The organism is Caballeronia sp. TF1N1 (assembly GCF_022878925.1).
In the GTDB taxonomy this organism is placed as follows: Bacteria; Pseudomonadota; Gammaproteobacteria; order Burkholderiales; family Burkholderiaceae; genus Caballeronia.
Genome location: NZ_CP084629.1, coordinates 26,352 through 43,689, shown reverse-complemented (window position 1 = coordinate 43,689; position 17,338 = coordinate 26,352). Strand labels below are relative to the sequence as shown.

The following is a 17,338-nucleotide window of genomic DNA, read 5'->3' as shown; positions in this document are numbered from 1 at the left end:
AGGAAAACAATCTGGAAAAGTATTAATGCGGGTCGGGTTGCGGCTTGCCGGTAGGACGGCCTTCACGCTTACGTTCTGCATTTGCGCTACCCGATCCGGTCGATCGGACGGAAAACGCCCGTCTGAAACGGCATCGTTTTTGCTGCGCTGTTGGCTTTTCATCATTGCCCGTGCGTCTCGACGCGCAAGCCCAGGCGCGCGGCTCGTTTCAACTTACCTTCGCGAGGACTTATGCATCTTCTTCATGTGATTGGTTCGCCCCGTGCCGGGCGTTCCGCTTCGCAGCAAGTGGCCCGGGCGTTCACCGATGCATGGAAGGAGCGCCATCCCGATGGAAGCGTCGATGAACTGAACGTATGGGAAACCGATCTGCCCACGTTCGATGGCCCGATACTCGAAGCAAAATACGCGGGCATCCAGGGCCGTGAGCTCGATGCCGCTCAGGCATCCGCATGGCGGACCGTGCACGCGCTCGCCGAACGGTTCACGAAGGCCGACGTGATCGTCTTCAGCGTGCCGATGTGGAATTTCGGCATTCCGTATCGCCTGAAGCATCTGATCGATGTCATCTCGCAAAAGGACGTGCTCTTTACTTTCGACGAGAACGGCTTGAACGGCCTGCTCGGCGGAAAGACGGTCGTGACCATCGCCGCGCGCGGTGTTCAGCTTGGAGGGGACTTTCCGCCGGAGGAATACGATTTCCAGTCGGACTATTTGAAGACGTGGTCGCGCATGGTCGGCATTACCGATGTGCGCGTCGTCACTGTCGAGAAGACCCTGGCGGGTCCCGAGCAGGACCATGCATCGCGCAATGAAGCGAGCGAGAAGGCACGGGAGCTTGCCCTGAGCCTGTGAGCGCTAAGACGCGGCGCTCGAATACGCGGCAGAAATGAGCCGAACGGCACGTTTGCGCGACACGAGCGAAAAAGCGTTTCACTTCAACGCGATACGTCTTTCGCGAGCGAGTTATCCACGATCTTGTCCACTGAAACTGTGGACAAGATCGTGCGACTTCAATCAGTCGCCGTGACCGTGGCCATGACCGTCGTGATCGTGATCGTCGTGCTCGTGATCGTGACCGTCGTGATCGTCCCGGCATGCGCGATCGTCGCGGCCACCCGCTCCGGGCAAGCGCTGCGCCACATATCCCGGCAGATCCGCCGAATCCATGGCAAATACGAAGAACCGGTTCGGATTGTCGATCCCGTTCGGATGATTGGTATCCGTGACCGTTCCCACGAAGTCGTTGTCGTTAGCGATGAAGAGCGTGTGCCTGACCGCGCCCTTCACGCGGATATCCGGCCCGAACGCGAGGCTTTCGAGCTTGGCGGGAATGTCCGTCGGCGCGAAGCCATAGGCCGTCAAGGCCGCGACGACATCGAGGAAGAGCGTCTTGTTCAACGCGTAGGGCGCGAGGCCGCTCGCGCCGCTTGCCTGGCTCACGTCCTGCGCGCCGTTCAAATCGACGTGGTACACACGTTTGAACGCGGCCTTCGAATCGTCGCCGAGACCTTTGCCGTCGCGTTCGTCGAGCAGCAATTCATGCTCGTTCACGGCGACGATGTCGCTGATGGTGGGATAGTTCGGCTTCGCGTCCGTGCCGATGTTGGTCAACGGATATGCAAACTGCGTGGTCTTGCCGGTACGCACGTCGATGCGCAGGATTCGCGTGTACGGGCCGTTCGTGCCGCCGTCCTGAATCAGCGGGCTTTGCATCACGCCGAAGAGCGTATCGCCATCGGGTGAAATGGCGAGACCTTCCATGCCCTTGTTCGCCACGCGGCCCGAGGTGTTCTCGCTGATCTCATCGTTGCCGATGGACGATAGCGTCGTCACGGCGAACGAGGCCGGCACACGATACACGGCGATCCGCTCGCCCGTGCGACGATCGAAACGATAGATATACGGACCGTACTCATCGGAGATGAAGACGCTCGCGCCATCGCGCGCCACGCGAATGCTTTCCGGGTCCAGACGCGCATCGCGCGGATACGTGGACGGCTGCGTCGGCGTGAAGTTGTCCGAGCGCCCGGTGAAATAGTGCGTGTGATTGGTGGCGTTCAGCGCAGGCGCGCCATTGCCGACGCCGGCTGCCGCGCCATCGCCATAGACGAGCGGCTCATGGCTGTGCAGCAAGGTCGTGTCGAGCAGCTTCGGGCTCAGCGAATACGGCAGCTTGCTGCCCTTGCCGCCGGCTTCGAGACGCAGCGAGAAGGTCTGGAAGCGATTGATGTAGGACGCCGTATCGTCGATAGCCTTGTTATAGGAGATCGCGTTCGGGCCGCGGTCGGGCACGGCGAGGAAGGTATCGCATCCCGCATACGCGAGTCCCGAGCCGACGCCGCCGAGAAGGTTGCCCGGCGCGCCGTTTTCGAGCGGCGCGGCCGTCGCTTTCGAACGGTCGCCGATGTTGCCGCTCAACTGGCCGATCGCGACGAGATCGACGCTCGCCCACGCGGACGTGCAGGCGATGGACATCGCGGATACGGCAAGCGACAAGGCAAAGACACGGGCTCGAACCATGAACGTCTCCTTCGATGGAATGACCTGAATGGCGCGCGTCGTAAATGGAAACTCCTAACGCGCGCGAAAAGAGTGCGGATAGCTGGCGACCGGCGCGCAGCTTGCAACGACATAAAAACCCGCCGCGCATTATTACGATCGAAAGATGACGTTCGTGTGACTGTCGAGCAGGCGAGGCGAATGTTCGCGAAGGGTTCGGGATACGCTTGTCGCGCGAGCGGCGCATAATTCGCGGTGGCCTTTGTGTGTCGCGACACCGTTCGATCAGAGACGAAATGAATACTCGCTTTATCAGTCTTGCACGTATCCCGTTTTTCTTGCCGCTAGCCGGCGCCATTTTGATGCTCGGCGTCGCGCTCTCTTTCACCGCGCCGTACTTGTCGCTGTTCAGCGTCGAGCAGGCCGACATGACGCCGCTGCAACTCGGCGTCTTCATGACGGTCATCGCGGCAAGCGGCGTGGTCGCCAGCGCGTTGGCAGGCAAGTGGTCGGACAAGCATGGGCATCATCGAGAGTTGCTGCTTGGTGCGCTGATCGCATCGGCAATCGGCTTCTTGCTGATGTGCTTTCTGCGCAACTTCGTCTCGCTCGTCGTGGTCGGCATCGCGTTTCTCGGGGCCGGTGGCTCGGCCATGTCGCTGGTGTTCTCGTTCGCGCGCTCGGCATTGCCCGTCGATGACGCAGCGGAGCGTTCGTTTGCGCTCGCCACGCTGCGCACCGTGCTTTCCATGGCCTGGGTATTCGGGCCGTCCGTCGGCGCGCTCGTATTGGCAGGCGCGGGCTTCTACGGACTCTTTTTGTTTGCGGCGGCGTGCTTCGCGGCGTGCGGGGCCATAGTCTGGCGGATGCATGACTCCCCCAAGGGCGATCCGCACAGCGCCCCCGCGCATTACGCGGGCGATCCATCGTCATTGCTCGAAGTCACGACGCCTGAGACCGAGGAAGTGATCGCGCCGCATGAAGGCGCGCCGCACACGCGCGCCGAGATCTGGCGCGCGACCATTGCGCTCACGCTTATCGGACTCGCCGCGAGCGCCACGATGATCGTTCTGCCGCTCTACGTCGTGCATGGCATGCATGGCTCGCGTATCGACGTGTCCGTCATGCTCGGCCTCGGCGCGTTGCTCGAAATCCCGATGATGCTCGTACTCGGCGCACGTGGCTCGCGCCTTAACAAGCAGCGCTGGCTCGCCTCGTGCGCGGCCGTGCATGTGGTGTACTTCATCGCGGTCGCCGCTTCGCAAAGCGTTCAGTTCCTGATTCCGATGCAGGCGTTCAATGCGTTCGTGGTCTCGGTGACGTCGTGTCTCGGCATGACCTATATTCAGGACCTGATGCCGCGCACGCCAGGCGCCGCGACGGCGCTCTTCTTCAATGCGTCGCGCGTGGGTTCCATTCTCTCGGGCGTGCTGTCCGGCGTGCTCGTGGCCGCGCTTGGTTATCGCGGCACGTTCCTTATTTGCGGATGCCTGACACTCGGCGCGCTCGTGCTGTTCTCCAATCCACCGTTCAAGCTGATTGCATTGCGGATGATTGCGTGGGTGAGAGCGCGGCGGCAAGCGGCCTAGCGTCTGTCGTGTCATTCCGCTTTGTCGAACGATCCCGTGCGGACCTCGCCATCGCGCACATAGCGCGTGACCAGCACGCCGCCTGGCGTGCTCACCGATCGCGTTAGCGTGAACGCAGACGGCAGCGCGTCGTCGGCGAACAAACGCTTGCCGCGTCCCAGCAAGACGGGATAAGTCAGTAGACGAAGCTCGTCCACGAGGCCCGCCGCGAGCAACTGGCGCACCATGTCGCCGCTACCGAACGTCAACAGATCGGCGCCCTCCTGATGCAAGAGCGCGCGGGTTGCATCGGCGAGATCGCCTTCGAGCGCGTGGCTGTTGTGCCAGCCGAGCGATTCCGCGCGATGCGTCGTTACATGCTTGGGCACTTTGTCGAACAGGTCGGCCATCGCGCGATTGGGCGAATCGGCCGGAACGTGTGGCCAGTACGACGCGAAGATGTCGTAAGTGCAGCGGCCTAGCAGCAAGTCGAACGGCCGTGAGAGCAGATCCTGCAAGTTGTCGCCGATGGCTTTATCGGCAAAAGGCACGATCCAGCCGCCGACGCGAAACCCGCCGCTGCGATCTTCTTCTGGGCCGCCAGGCGCCTGAATGACGCCATCCATGCTGATGAACGTGGAAACGATGAGCTTGCGCATGATGTCCTCTTGGTAGGCAGACGCGATCGGTCCGTATATAGACGACGAACGATTCGCGGATGAATCGACACGGCGCTCGTTCAGGGGTTATCCCTGATCCCGAAGCTGTCGAATTCAGCGACGATGCATCGTCGTAGCAGTGTGTCCAACTTCTCGAAGCGAGGCGAATATCATGGCTACCGGAACCGTCAATCTTCACCGCGTCTTGCGCGCGCCGCCCGAACGCATCTACCGCGCATTCCTGGAACCCCATGCCATCGCAAGGTGGCTTCCGCCGTACGGGTTAATTTGTCAGGTCCATCACATGGATGCGCGGGAGGGCGGCACTCACAAGATGTCGTTTCACAACTTCCGCACGGGCCAGAGCCAGTCTTTCGGCGGCGAGTACCTCGAACTGAAACCGTTCGAAAAGATCCGCTACTCGGACCGTTTCGACGATGCCAACCTTCCCGGCGAAATGCGCGTCACCGTTTCGTTGCGGCAGGTGTCGTGCGGGACCGAAGTTACCATCGTGCAGGAAGGCATACCCGAGGTCATTCCGGCGGAGTTGTGCTATCTCGGCTGGCAAGAGTCGCTGCTGCAACTGGCGCACTTGGTCGAGCCCGAGATCTCCGGCTGAACTCGCGGAACTGGCGGTGCTGGCACAATCGAGTGGATATCAGCTCCGCTCGGGAATTTACATGTCCGACCCTGTCAGGTCTTCGTCGTCTTCATCGTCTGCGCGTTCTTTATCCGGTGTCGCACAGCTCTTCGCCTTGTCTCCGTTCCTGCGTCCGTATGCCGGACGCTGGGCGCTCGCTTTCCTTGCGCTGGTGACATCGGCGGGCGCGACGCTGGTGTTGCCGGTCGCGTTCAAATACCTCATCGATCGTGGCTTCGCCGAGGGCGACCGGACGCATATCGATCGATATTTTCTGGCGCTCCTGGTCGTCTCGCTGGTGCTGGCGGCCGCGACGGCGCTGCGCTTCTATCTCGTCTCCTCGCTTGGGGAGCGCGTGACGGCCGATTTGCGTCGAGCCGTGTACGACCACATGCTGCGGATGAGCCCGCAGTTCTTCGAAACCACACAGACTGGCGAAGTGCTGTCGCGACTCACCGCCGACACCACGCTGATTCAAACGGTGGTGGGTACGAGCCTGTCGCTCGGGCTGCGCAATTTCTTCCTTCTGACCGGCGGCGTGGCGATGCTCGCGGTCACGAGCCCGATGCTGTCCGCGTACATCATCGCGACGCTCGTCATCGTGGTCGCGCCTGTCGTGATCTTCGGGCGGCGCGTGCGGAAACTCTCGCGCGCGAGCCAGGACAAGATCGCGAACACGAGCGCGCTGGCAGGCGAGGTGCTCAACGCGATGCCGACCGTGCAGTCGTACACGCAAGAGCCTTTCGAGACGAAACGATATGCCGGCGCGGTGGAAGCCGCTTTCGAGACCGCGCTCACGCGCATTCGCGCTCGCGCCTGGTTGACGGCCGTGGTGATCGTGCTGGTGTTCAGCGCAATCGTCTTCGTGCTGTGGCTAGGCGCGCAGGCAGTGCTCGCCGGTCGCATGACGGCGGGCCAGTTGTCCCAGTTCATTCTCTACGCGGTGTTCACGGCAGGCGCCGTGGGCGCGGTCGCCGAGGTATGGGGCGATCTGCAACGCGCCGCCGGCGCCACCGAACGCTTGCTGCAATTGCTCGCCGCACGCTCGCCGGTCTTGGAGGCCGAGAGCACGGTCACGCTGCCCGCGCGAGGCGAGGGCATCCGCTTAGAGAATATCGGGTTCTCGTATCCGTCGCGGCCGGGTATTGCCGCGCTTTCGGGGCTTTCGCTGCAGGTTCGTCCGGGCGAGCATGTCGCGTTGGTTGGGCCATCCGGCGCGGGAAAATCCACGCTGTTTCAACTGCTGCTGCGTTTCTACGATCCTCAGTCAGGCCGCATTCTGATCAACGGCGTGCCGACGCGCGATGTGCCGCTCGTCGAATTGCGCAAGGAGATTGGCGTGGTGCTGCAGGAATCGGTGATCTTTTCTGGCAGCGTGATCGACAACATCCGCTACGGCTCGTCGGACGCCACGCTCGCGCAAGTGCAGCGCGCCGCCGACATGGCCGCCGCGGCCGGGTTTATCGAGGAACTGCCTGAAGGCTACGACACGTTTCTCGGCGAACGCGGCGTGCGATTGTCAGGCGGTCAGCGTCAGCGTATTGCGATTGCCCGCGCGATTTTGAAGAACCCGCCCATCCTGCTGCTCGATGAAGCCACCAGTGCCCTCGATGCCGCCAGCGAACGGCTCGTGCAAAAGGCGCTGGACAACGCGGCGCACAACCGCACGACGCTCGTCATTGCGCATCGGCTTGCGACGGTTCAGCAGGCCGATCGCATCGTCGTGCTGGAACAGGGGCGTATTGTCGCGCAGGGTCGTCATGCGGAGCTGCTCTTGAGTTCGCCGCTTTATGCGCAGTTGGCTGCGTTGCAGTTCGGGGATCAGATGGGGGTTGCCGGGATTGCTCGTGGGCATGAGGCTTCGGCTTGAGCTTCGCATGACAGCCGTCGCTTGCTACGCGCACACGCAGTGAAACGGCTCCCGCTAAAGCGCTGCAACTTGGCGCATGACGGCATCGGACGGTCGATGTGGCAACCCGGTCGCTCCATCGGCCAAAGCATCGTGGCCAACGAAGCGTCGCAACGGCCGACGAACAAGCAGTCGTCGTTTGGCCGAGCGACGACATCGAAAAGATCATGCCGAACACGCCGGGTGCAATGACGCTTACTGCTCTCTTTGTAGCACCTCGTGATCCGACTCGCATGCGCACTCGTAGGCCGATGATCGTCCCCAGTTGAAGAGCCGCGAGGTCTTGCCGATGCCTGGATTGAAGGCATTGGTCGGGTCCAGTTCTTCGTAGAACCGTGCAAGAGACGCTTTCGCTTCGTACAGGTGACCGACGTTGTGTTCGGCAGGATACTCGGCGCCCCGCGCGGCGAGCAGAGCGAGGATGTCGTCCTTGATCCGGTCGCAATCGACACCTTTCTTCACCAGGTATTCCTGGTGCAGAACGTGGCAGAAGAAGTGGCCGCAATACATCGTGAATTCGATGTCTTTCGAAATATGCGCTGGCAACCGTTCGAACCAGTCGGTCGTGTTCCGTGGAAGTGCAACGTCGAGCGCGACGATGTCCTCCACGGTTCGCGAATGGACTGCCCGATAGCGCACCATGGCGCCTCCAATCGCGAAGCGGTTGAGGAAAGCCGCCTTGCCTTCCTCGGGCGTGCATTCGAAATAGCCACCCTGTTGCGACGGAAAACGCGATTCGAGGTAGGTTCGCGCTTCGTGCACACCGTCGTTGCCCATCTTCAGCAACAGATGATGCTCGAACCGGTCGCGATACTCGATGAGCCGGCGCGGCAGATGCTCGGGCAAAAGCCGGCTCGCCGCCTGCAACAGCCGATCGCTGATGCCGTTACCAAGACGCGCTTTCTCGGTGAACCCGTCGAACCTGCTCTTCGCCGCGAATGCATGCGGCACCTTATCCGTGCCGAACGCACGAATGTACATGTACATGTCCTTGCCGTAGCGACGGGCGATATCGAACGCTCCGCGGTGCATGTACTCACCGGCGATCGGTAGACTACGGAAGCCACTTAGTATGTCGCGGCGTATGGTTTCCAGCTCGGCGGCGTCGTTGCTGCCGATATAGAACACCTGGGTTTGTTCGTCCGCCGCAAAGGTGTCGAGCCGCAGAGCGAAAACCGCAAGGTGTCCGGCCGAGCCCGATGCTTCATAGAGCCGGCGCGGGTCGGCATTGAAGCGCGCGGGCGTGGACGCATCGATGTCGCGCACATGGGTGCTGTACTCGTTATCCGAAGCGAGCAGCCCTGCGGCTGCCGGAATATCGTCCGGCAATTCGCCCGCGTCCAGACGGCCGAGTATGACTTCGGCGGAGTCGCCCAGATCGATTCCCAGATGATTGACGAGCTTCAGTTCGCCGTCCGCCGTGACGCGCGCGTGGATCGACAATTGGGTGAATGCGGGTCCTCGGCGAATTAGCGAGCCGCCCGAATTGTTGCAGATGCCGCCGGTCACCGAAGCGCCGATGCAGCTTGAGCCGATCACCGAATGGGGTTCGCGGCCGAGCGGCTGCAGTCGCTTTTCAAGCTGATCGAGCGTCACGCCCGGCTGGCAGATGACCTGCTCGCCGTTTCGAATCACGTCCAGCCGCCGCAATCGCATGGTGTTGAGCACGACGACCGGGCGGTCGTAGCCGCCGTCCGCGGGCGTCGATCCGCCCGTCAACCCGGTGTTCGCCGCCTGACAGATGACGATCGTCCTTGCACGATGACAGGCCTGAAGCGCCCGCCACATTTCGACCAGCGTGCCGGGCTGAATGGCCGCCAACACCTGGCCGCTGCCATAGCGATAACCCTGCCGGAAGCGGCGCGTTTCAGTGGCGCCCGTGAAGACGAACTGGCTGCCGACGATGTCGCCAAGCGACTGAATGAGTTCATGCATGTTGAGGACTTTGGACCCTGGGCCGGTCATGATGAGTGGGAGAATCGAACGGTGAAACTTTACGCGATTCATCCGGAAATGACATCGCCGGACACGTCAAGATCGAAACCGGACGGCTCGCTTTACGTCGTTCCAGGGTTTTTAACGAGTAGGTCGGACTATGCGATGTACTTGGGCATCGACGGTGGGCAGTTTTCGCATCTGGAAAATGCAGGCCGCCTGTCACCGGTACACGACGAATCGAGGCAGCCGCGCGGCGCACCAATTAAATTGCGCCTCTCAAAACTTGAAGGCGAAAAAAAACCCGCGAAAATCGCGGGTAATAGCACTGATGGGCCGTCTCGGCTCTCTACCAGTGAACCGCACCGAACGACGAGCCAGCATTTCCTGCTCTTCTCGATCAGTCGTTATCGGCCCTCGGGTTCAAACGAAGATTATCCAGATCAACTTGCGAGAAGGTCGCATTTACACCACACGATTTGGATATTTTAACTATATAGGTAGTATATTCCGGTTAAGCCACTTTCTTGGAGCGATTAGCCAGAGATCGCGAGTGATTTGCTTGAGCGTCAGTGTAGAAGTGGGTAATTCGTGGCGCTCAACCGTAAAAAAAGCCCATACGTGTTATTAATAAGCACCCGCAATGCGAATTTCTTTTAAGGCATGATGCGAACGGACGTGTTGAATTACCCGCACATCAGGCCATATTTTCAATGGCTTGCACCTTTGGCGTGAATGACGAGCGCTAACGGGGACATTTCGCGAAAATCGTGACATCGATTGAATATCGCGCGCGATCCCACACTCTCATGTTCATAAAAAAGCAGGCTTGGCGCGCTCGGTCGGCTATCATGCCTATCCTCTTCGAAGTAGCTCTCTATGATTTCCGTCCGTAATGTCACGCTACGCCGTGGCGTCAATGTCGTACTCGACTCCGCGTCCGTCACCTTCACCCCGGGCGAAAAGATCGGCCTCGTAGGGCGCAATGGCGCCGGCAAGTCGTCCTTCTTCGGCCTTCTCAATGGCACGCTGCACGAGGACAGTGGCGAGTTTTCGATTCCCGCTGCCTGGAAGATGGGACAGGTCGCGCAGGAGATGCCGGAGACCGAGCAGAGCGCGACCGACTTCGTAATTGAAGGCGACACCGTGTTGCTGGCCGCGCAGATCGAAGTCGCCGCCGCGGAGACCGACGACGATGGCATGCGCATGGCGCACGCCTACATGGCCCTTCACGACGCCGGTGCGCACGATGCCCCCGCGCGTGCCCAAGCGCTGATCCTGGGGCTCGGTTTCAGTGCTGCGCAACTTAGCCAGCCGGTCAATAGTTTCTCCGGCGGCTGGCGCATGCGGCTGCAACTGGCGCGCGCGCTCATGTGTCCGTCCGACTTGCTGTTGCTCGACGAACCGACCAATCACCTGGATCTCGACGCGCTGGTCTGGCTGGAGGCGTGGCTCAAGCGTTATCAGGGAACCTTGGTCGTGATCAGCCACGATCGCGAATTCCTCGATGCGGTCACGCAGGTAACGGTCCACGTCGATAACGCCAAGCTCGTGCGTTACGGCGGCAACTACAGCAAGTTCGAAGACATGCGCGCCGAGCAGATGGCGTTGCAGCAGGCCTCGATGGCCAAGCAGGCGGACAAGATCGCCCACCTGCAGAAGTTCATCGACCGATTCAAGGCAACGGCTTCGAAAGCGAAGCAGGCGCAGAGCCGGGTCAAGGCGCTCGAACGCATGGAGAAGATCGCGCCCGTGCTCGCCGACGCAGAGTTCAACTTCGAGTTCAAGGAGCCACTCAACGTCCCGAACCCGTTGTTGTCGATGCTGGACGCGACCTTCGGCTACCCGGCGCCGAGCGATGCCGAGCCCGGCACGCCGCCGACGGTCATCGTGCGAGGCATCAACCGGTCGGTGCTGGCCGGACAGCGCATTGGTATTCTCGGTGCCAACGGCCAGGGTAAGTCCACGCTGGTGAAGACGGTGGCGCACGAACTTGCGCCGATTGCGGGCGAAATCAGCGAAGGCAAGGGCCTGAACATCGGCTACTTTGCGCAGCAAGAACTCGATGTGCTGCGTCCTCTCGACACGCCGCTGGAACACATGATCCGCCTTGCCAAGGACACGCCCGCGAACATGCGTGCGCCCGGCCAGAGTGGCACCGAACAATCGCTTCGCACGTTCCTCGGCACTTTCAACTTCAGTGGCGACATGGTTCATCAGGCAGTCGGCACGATGAGCGGCGGCGAAAAGGCGCGGCTCGTGCTGTGCATGATCGTATGGCAGCGTCCTAACCTGCTGCTGCTCGACGAGCCTACGAACCACCTCGACCTGGCCACACGCGAAGCGCTAGGCATGGCACTCAACGAATTCGAAGGCACGGTGATGTTGGTCAGTCACGACCGGTCCCTGCTGCGCGCGGTATGCGACGAGTTCTGGCTCGTAACCAAGGGCGGCGTCGAACCCTTCGACGGCGATCTGGACGATTACCAGCAGTTCCTGCGCGACGAAGCACGTCGCATGCGCGAGGCCGCTGGAGAGCAAAAGGTCATCGCCTGAGTTCACCCTTGGCATTGCCGCGTAAGCATCAGGTTCAGGTTCTGGACCGCAGCGCCGGATGCCCCTTTGCCAAGGTTGTCGAACACCGCGGACAGCAGAACCTGCCCGTGTTCCACGTTGGAAAATACGCTCAGGTGCATGTCGTTCGTACCGTTCAGCGCCTGAGGATCGAGATGCCGCAAAACGCTCGATTCATGCGGCGGCAAGACATGCACGTGGGCCGCGTCCGCATAGTGGCGCGCGAGGCAAGCGTGTAACGTGGCGCCATCCACGTCGGATGCGAGCAGCCGCAACTCCAACGGCACCGTCAGCACAATGCCCTGGCGAAACGCACCATACGCAGGCACGAAAATCGGCCGCTGCGCGAGTCCGGCATGCGCCTGGATTTCCGGCGTGTGCTTGTGCGCGAGCTCCAGACCATATACCTGGAATAAAGGCGCGTTGACGGCATCTTTACCTTGGTGTTCCTCCACGCCGGCACGACCGCGTCCCGAGTAGCCGGATACCGCATGAATGCTGACAGGATAGCCGCCGGGTATGAGTCCGGCCTGCAACAGCGGACGCAGCAAACCAATTGCCCCTGTCGGATAGCAGCCGGGATTGGTGACGCGACGGGCGCTTGCAATGCGATCGGCTTGTCCTGCCGTCATCTCCGGAAAGCCGTATGTCCAGCCCGGCTGTATGCGGTGGGCCGAACTCGCGTCGATGACTCTGACGGCAGGATTGACGATAGCGTCCACTGCCTCGCGTGCGGCGGCATCGGGCAAACAAAGAATTGCAATGTCGCAGGCGTTGATGGCTTCCGCGCGACGGCGTGAGTCTTTGCGTTCTTCGGCGGCAAGCGTGAACAGCGTGATGTCGGTCCGATCACGCAGCCGTTCGTGGATTTGCAATCCGGTGGTGCCTTGGTCGCCATCGATGAAAACAATGGGGGCGCTCATACGCGGGATACTCCGAGTGGTGGTAACGAGCAGAACGAGCGCCTATGTTCATCTAATCGTTAGAATAAGAAAATTCGAATTTCATGACTTGAACATTCAACTTTTCTGAATTTGGACGCCAACATGCGAGAGATCAGCCTTGACCGTTTGCGCACTCTCATCGCGGTTGCCGAGCGGGGCTCATTTTCCGATGCAGCGCGCGCTCTGCATCTGGCGCCTCCGACGGTCAGTTTGCATGTCGCTGAACTCGAAGACAGCATTGGGGCGCCGCTCTTGTCACGCAAGCGCGGGCAGGTCAGGCCATCGGCAATAGGAGAGTTGCTGGTGGAACGCGCGCGTCGGCTGCTGGCCGATGCGGAGCAGGCGTTGGACGATATCGAACGCCAGGTGCAGGGACTGGAAGGGCGGGTGCGGCTCGGTGCATCGACTGGCGTGATCGCGCACTTGTTGCCGCAAGCGCTCGACGTCTTGCGCCAGCACAATCCCGCAATCGATATTCAGCTTGCGGTGCTCACGTCGCATGAAACGCTGTCCCAATTGGCGGATGGGAGACTGGATGTCGGGCTGGTCGCGCTGCCTCAACTCCCCGTGGCCGAACTCGTGATAAAGCCTTGGCGCCGCGACCCGGTGATGGCGTTCGTGCCCGCGCATTGGCGTTGTCCCGCCCGTGTCACGCCTGATTGGCTCGCCGCTCGGCCTCTCATATTGAATGATGCGACTACGCGTCTCTCGCGTCTGACAGCGGAGTGGTTTGCGACGGCGGGTCATCATCCGACGCCGCGCATTCAGCTGAACTACAACGACGCGATCAAGAGTCTCGTGGCGGCAGGTTACGGCGCGGCGCTTCTGCCGCATGAGGCGACGACGCCATCGCCCGACGGACGCGTCGTCATGCGTCCGCTGCGCCCGGCATTGTGGCGTCGGCTAGGCATTGCACACCGTGTGGGGCACGTTGAGCGCACCACTCGACAGGTACTCGATGTCTTGTGGGATCTGCGACTAGCCTAGCGTTGCCGGGTCGAGGCTCACGAAACTCCCGAAGAGAACGCCGACCACGCTTAGTGGATCGTAGAGAGCTTGGTCGTGATGGCGGAAAAGGTGGTCGACAGTTGAGTGGCGACGCCGCTGACGGACGTCATGATGCCGAGCGCAAGTACGCCGGCGATCAGGCCATATTCAATCGCGGTAATGCCGCGCGTATCCTTGAGATAGCGCTTGAAGAAGTGCGTCATGATTTGATCCTCGGGTTCAACGTTGTGGTGTCTTTGCCCGGTGTACCGATTGGTCGTCTGCATCGGTAGTCGTCTCTCTCAGTTGACGAATCCGAAGGTTTTGAATGCGCAGAAGCTTCATCGTGTACCCGGGCCTACGGTTCAGGCTCTGGGTATGAAGCGTCGCTTGAGCGCACAGTGCCTGATGCGATGCTCCATTTATCCAATAACGGCTCCCGGCGATAGAACATGAATGAGCGAGAGGGGATTTGTTCCGCCGTGGCGTCGCGGGCGCACCTTTTTACCGAAACTGCGGTTGCGTAAGCTGGCTCGTAATCGATATGCGAGCCGCCGAACCATTCTTTTCGAACCGATACGGTCGTACTACGCACATTCCCTTATGCGCAAGGGCGATTGTGACGAAGCAGGGAAGTTCTCGATTCGGATTACGGGGTGGTTGCCGCCTCGGGAACGCAGACGGGGACTGGCTCTCGCGCCGAATGGGCCGTCATCTGCAGTGTGAATCGACAGCGTCCGGTATAACGCAAAGTCATACCGCTATCAAAAAGTCTCAGTACCCGGCCTGTAAAGTTTTCGCTAGATTCACTGCAAAGTCATACGTGCCTATCCATGCCGGATCAACCGCTCCGGGCCAACCGCAGACGAGAACAAACAGAAGCCGTCATGACTCGACACGACACAGAGAAGACATTGCGCGTAGCCATCGTCACGGGAGCAGGCAGCGGTATTGGTCGGGCAACGGTGCACGCGCTCGCGAACGATGGCTGGTGTGTCGCGCTCGCCGGACGTCGGCAAGAGGCGCTCGACGCGGTCATTCGAGACTACGAGCAACACGTTCCCGAATCCGCCAGCAAGTTGATGGCCATTGCCACCGATGTCACCAACGCGGCATCGGTACAACGTCTCTTCGACACGGTGCAGGAACGCTACGGTCGCCTCGATCTGCTTTTCAACAACGCGGGAGTGGGCGTGGAAGGCGTGTCGGTCGAGAATCTTTCGATAGAGCGCTTTCGCACGATGCTCGATATCAATGTGATCGGCACGCTTTTGTGCACGCAAGCCGCCTTTCGCCGGATGCGTGCAAATAACCCGCCGGGCGGCCGGATCATCAACAACGGCTCCTTGTCGGCACATACGCCGCGTCTTCATTCCGCGGATTACACGGCAAGCAAGCACGCAGTCAGTGGCTTGACGAAGGCCTGCGCGCTGGACGGGCGCAAGTACGACATCGCGGTCTGTCAGATCGATTTCGGCAACGTTCTGACAGAGATGGCCGCGGGAATGGCCGGTGGCGTTCTTCAGGCAAACGGCGAGCGAGCGCCGGAGCCGACGATGGACTTGGCGCATGCGGCGCAATCCGTCGCTTACATGGCAAGCATGCCGCCCGGCGCGAACGTGCAGTTCATGACGGTGATGGCAACCAAGATGCCGTTCATAGGACGCGGCTAGACAATCGAGCGAGCGCAGCGTGTACTGGTTGATTGGAAACCGGTGCCCGCAATTAGAAGACAAAACAAATCGATGGAGACAGGTATGCTCGAAACGCTGACCGAAATACCGGAGATGGATACCGCTGCCGAGGCGCACCTCTTCAATAAAGTAACCCGACGTATCGTTCCCTTGATCCTCGCCTGCTTCGTGGTTGCTTACCTCGATCGCGTGAACATCAGTTTCGCCAAGCTGCAAATGCAGGCTCAACTCGGCTTCAGCGACGCCGCGTACGGCTTTGGCGCAAGCGTATTCTTCGTCGGTTATTTGCTGTTCGAGATTCCAAGTAACGCGATCATGGTGCGCACCGGTGCGCGACGCTGGATCGCGCGCATCATGATTTCGTGGGGCATCGCGTCGGCGGCAATGATGTTCGTGCGCGACGAAACCTGGTTCTATATCCTGCGCTTTCTCCTCGGCGCACTCGAAGCCGGGTTCGTGCCGGGCGTGCTCTACTTCTACACGCAGTGGTTTCCCGCCGAACGGCGCGGTCGCGTGAACTCGTATTTTTTCGGGGCGATTGCACTGTGCGGAATCATCGGTGGCCCGATTTCCGGCGGCATCCTGAAGTTCTTCGATGGCTTGAACGGCATGCCCGGCTGGCAGTGGCTGTTTTTGCTCGAAGGTTTGCCGTCGGTTCTGCTCGGCATCGTGGTGCTGATCGTGCTCGATGACCGGATGGAAGACGCCAAGTGGCTGACGCCTGCGGAGAAGACGCTTCTTGCCTCGATCCTCTCGCGCGACCGCAAGGTCGACAGCACGCATTCGTTCCTCGTAGCGCTGCGCTGGCCGGTGATCTATCTGTTCTCACTGATCTATTTCGGGCTTTGCATGGGGATCTACGGCTTCCTCTTCTGGATGCCGCAACTGGTGAAGAGCGCGGGCACGAGCGACCCGCTCATCATCGGTCTGATCACGATGATTCCCTATCTCGCGGCAATGGCTGGCACGGTGCTCATCAGTCATAGTTCGGACCGTACCGGTGAGCGTCGCTGGCATCTGGCCGGCTGCGCGATCGCGGCGGCACTCGGCTATCTGATCAGCGCCACATGGCCCGGCCATACGGTGTTGCTCGTGCTCGGCCTCAGCATCTCCGCTACGGGTGTCATCGCTTCGTTCGGCATTTTCTGGATGTTCCCGGCCAGAATGCTGACGGGTGCCGCGGCGGCAGCCGGGCTTGCGCTGATCAACTCGCTTGGACAGTTCGGCGGCATCGTTGCGCCTTATATGGTCGGCAAGGTCAAGGACCTGCTGGGGAGCCCGTCGATGGGACTCTATGCAATCGCCGTGGTGTGCGCGATTACGGCTGTGCTCATCGCGTGGGGATTGCCCCGGAAGATTCGGTTCCGCGATGTCGTGGTGGCGCGAGGACAAAACTAAAAATACGGCGCGAGGCGTGGGAACCTGGAAAGTGGTCCACGTCTCGTTCCACGCGAGCCACTCACTGCGTCAAGCGATTCATCCATCATCTAGCCGCCAGCATCCCGAGTCGTATTGGCGACTGCTCCGGTGCGTTCCGCACCTGCAACGCAACATCGACGCCTTCGTCGAGAACGATGTCGATGCTGAGGTCAAGGCGTCGATCGAGGAACGACTTGAGCGCCGGCAAGACACGCAGCCGCGCCCATGCGCGGTCCTCCGAAAAAACCGTCTGACGAATCGCGCACCGCCTGCTCGGCTTGCTCCGCTTCTGCGATGGTCCGGCGCGCGTGCAAATAAAGCGCTGACCGGCTTCCGCCGGCGCGAGCCCTCGTGTCGAACGCAGCGGCAGACGCGCGCCTAGACGTTCCGCCATTTGCGCAACCGTCTTCGCTACGGCCGGCTGCTCCAACTTCTTCTGGCGCGCGGCGCCGGAGAAGGACCGCGTCGAAAACCCCCTAAGAACGTCTGAGTCGCTGCGGGCCATGT

At 60.9% G+C, this 17,338-nt stretch carries 15 protein-coding genes; 9 read left to right on the top strand and 6 right to left on the bottom strand.

From position 1 onward, the window contains the following. Positions 1-231 precede the first annotated feature (231 nt). The gene (locus LDZ28_RS26355) at positions 232-855 is read left to right on the top strand and encodes an FMN-dependent NADH-azoreductase (protein ID WP_244831451.1); all 624 of its coding nucleotides are present in this window, start codon (positions 232-234) and stop codon (positions 853-855) included. 162 nt (positions 856-1,017) lie between these two features. On the opposite strand, the gene LDZ28_RS26350 is transcribed toward LDZ28_RS26355, so the two are convergent. After that, on the bottom strand, positions 1,018-2,523 hold the full coding sequence (locus tag LDZ28_RS26350) for an esterase-like activity of phytase family protein (protein ID WP_244831450.1): 1,506 nt from the start codon (positions 2,521-2,523) through the stop codon (positions 1,018-1,020). 275 nt (positions 2,524-2,798) lie between these two features. Between LDZ28_RS26350 and LDZ28_RS26345 the strand changes: the two genes are divergently transcribed. Next, a complete protein-coding gene (locus tag LDZ28_RS26345) occupies positions 2,799-4,091 on the top strand; it encodes a sugar efflux transporter (RefSeq protein ID WP_244831449.1) in 1,293 nt (430 codons plus the stop codon). Between the two features lie 11 nt (positions 4,092-4,102). On the opposite strand, the gene LDZ28_RS26340 is transcribed toward LDZ28_RS26345, so the two are convergent. After that, complete coding sequence (locus LDZ28_RS26340; protein ID WP_244831448.1) at positions 4,103-4,729, bottom strand: dihydrofolate reductase family protein; 627 nt, start codon at positions 4,727-4,729, stop codon at positions 4,103-4,105. A gap of 172 nt (positions 4,730-4,901) precedes the next feature. Between LDZ28_RS26340 and LDZ28_RS26335 the strand changes: the two genes are divergently transcribed. Then, on the top strand, positions 4,902-5,348 hold the full coding sequence (locus LDZ28_RS26335) for an SRPBCC family protein (RefSeq protein WP_244831447.1): 447 nt from the start codon (positions 4,902-4,904) through the stop codon (positions 5,346-5,348). Positions 5,349-5,409: 61 nt separating this feature from the next. Continuing rightward, entirely contained in the window at positions 5,410-7,239 is a 1,830-nt protein-coding gene (locus LDZ28_RS26330; protein WP_244831446.1) for an ABC transporter transmembrane domain-containing protein, read from the top strand. 234 nt (positions 7,240-7,473) lie between these two features. Here LDZ28_RS26330 and dld read toward each other — a convergent pair whose 3' ends face one another. Beyond that, positions 7,474-9,213 (bottom strand): D-lactate dehydrogenase, encoded by a 1,740-nt coding sequence (gene dld, locus LDZ28_RS26325; RefSeq protein ID WP_244831445.1) that lies wholly within the window; start codon positions 9,211-9,213, stop codon positions 7,474-7,476. Between dld and LDZ28_RS26320 the strand changes: the two genes are divergently transcribed. Next, positions 9,208-9,705, top strand: coding sequence for a hypothetical protein (locus LDZ28_RS26320; protein WP_244831444.1), 498 nt, complete (start codon positions 9,208-9,210; stop codon positions 9,703-9,705). The two genes, dld and LDZ28_RS26320, sit on opposite strands and share 6 nt — an antisense overlap. 387 nt (positions 9,706-10,092) lie before the next feature. Beyond that, complete coding sequence (locus LDZ28_RS26315) at positions 10,093-11,769, top strand: ABC-F family ATP-binding cassette domain-containing protein (RefSeq protein WP_244831443.1); 1,677 nt, start codon at positions 10,093-10,095, stop codon at positions 11,767-11,769. 2 nt (positions 11,770-11,771) lie between these two features. On the opposite strand, the gene argC is transcribed toward LDZ28_RS26315, so the two are convergent. Next, on the bottom strand, positions 11,772-12,710 hold the full coding sequence (argC, locus tag LDZ28_RS26310; RefSeq protein WP_244831442.1) for an N-acetyl-gamma-glutamyl-phosphate reductase: 939 nt from the start codon (positions 12,708-12,710) through the stop codon (positions 11,772-11,774). 123 nt (positions 12,711-12,833) lie between these two features. Here argC and LDZ28_RS26305 point away from each other — a divergent pair, with 123 nt between their 5' ends. Next, on the top strand, positions 12,834-13,718 hold the full coding sequence (locus tag LDZ28_RS26305) for a LysR family transcriptional regulator (protein ID WP_244831441.1): 885 nt from the start codon (positions 12,834-12,836) through the stop codon (positions 13,716-13,718). Positions 13,719-13,768: 50 nt separating this feature from the next. Here the strand turns inward: LDZ28_RS26305 and LDZ28_RS26300 are convergent, their stop codons facing one another. Further along, positions 13,769-14,005: a Flp family type IVb pilin gene (locus LDZ28_RS26300; protein WP_370652282.1), complete on the bottom strand. Its 237-nt coding sequence runs from the start codon at positions 14,003-14,005 to the stop codon at positions 13,769-13,771. 600 nt (positions 14,006-14,605) lie between these two features. Here LDZ28_RS26300 and LDZ28_RS26295 point away from each other — a divergent pair. Continuing rightward, positions 14,606-15,391, top strand: a complete 786-nt coding sequence (locus tag LDZ28_RS26295) for an SDR family oxidoreductase (protein WP_244831440.1) — start codon at positions 14,606-14,608, stop codon at positions 15,389-15,391. 84 nt (positions 15,392-15,475) lie between these two features. Then, positions 15,476-16,810: an MFS transporter gene (locus tag LDZ28_RS26290; protein ID WP_244831439.1), complete on the top strand. Its 1,335-nt coding sequence runs from the start codon at positions 15,476-15,478 to the stop codon at positions 16,808-16,810. A gap of 85 nt (positions 16,811-16,895) precedes the next feature. Here LDZ28_RS26290 and LDZ28_RS26285 read toward each other — a convergent pair whose 3' ends face one another. Then, positions 16,896-17,336, bottom strand: a complete 441-nt coding sequence (locus LDZ28_RS26285) for a LysR family transcriptional regulator (protein WP_370652281.1) — start codon at positions 17,334-17,336, stop codon at positions 16,896-16,898. Between the last annotated feature and the right edge of the window lie 2 nt (positions 17,337-17,338).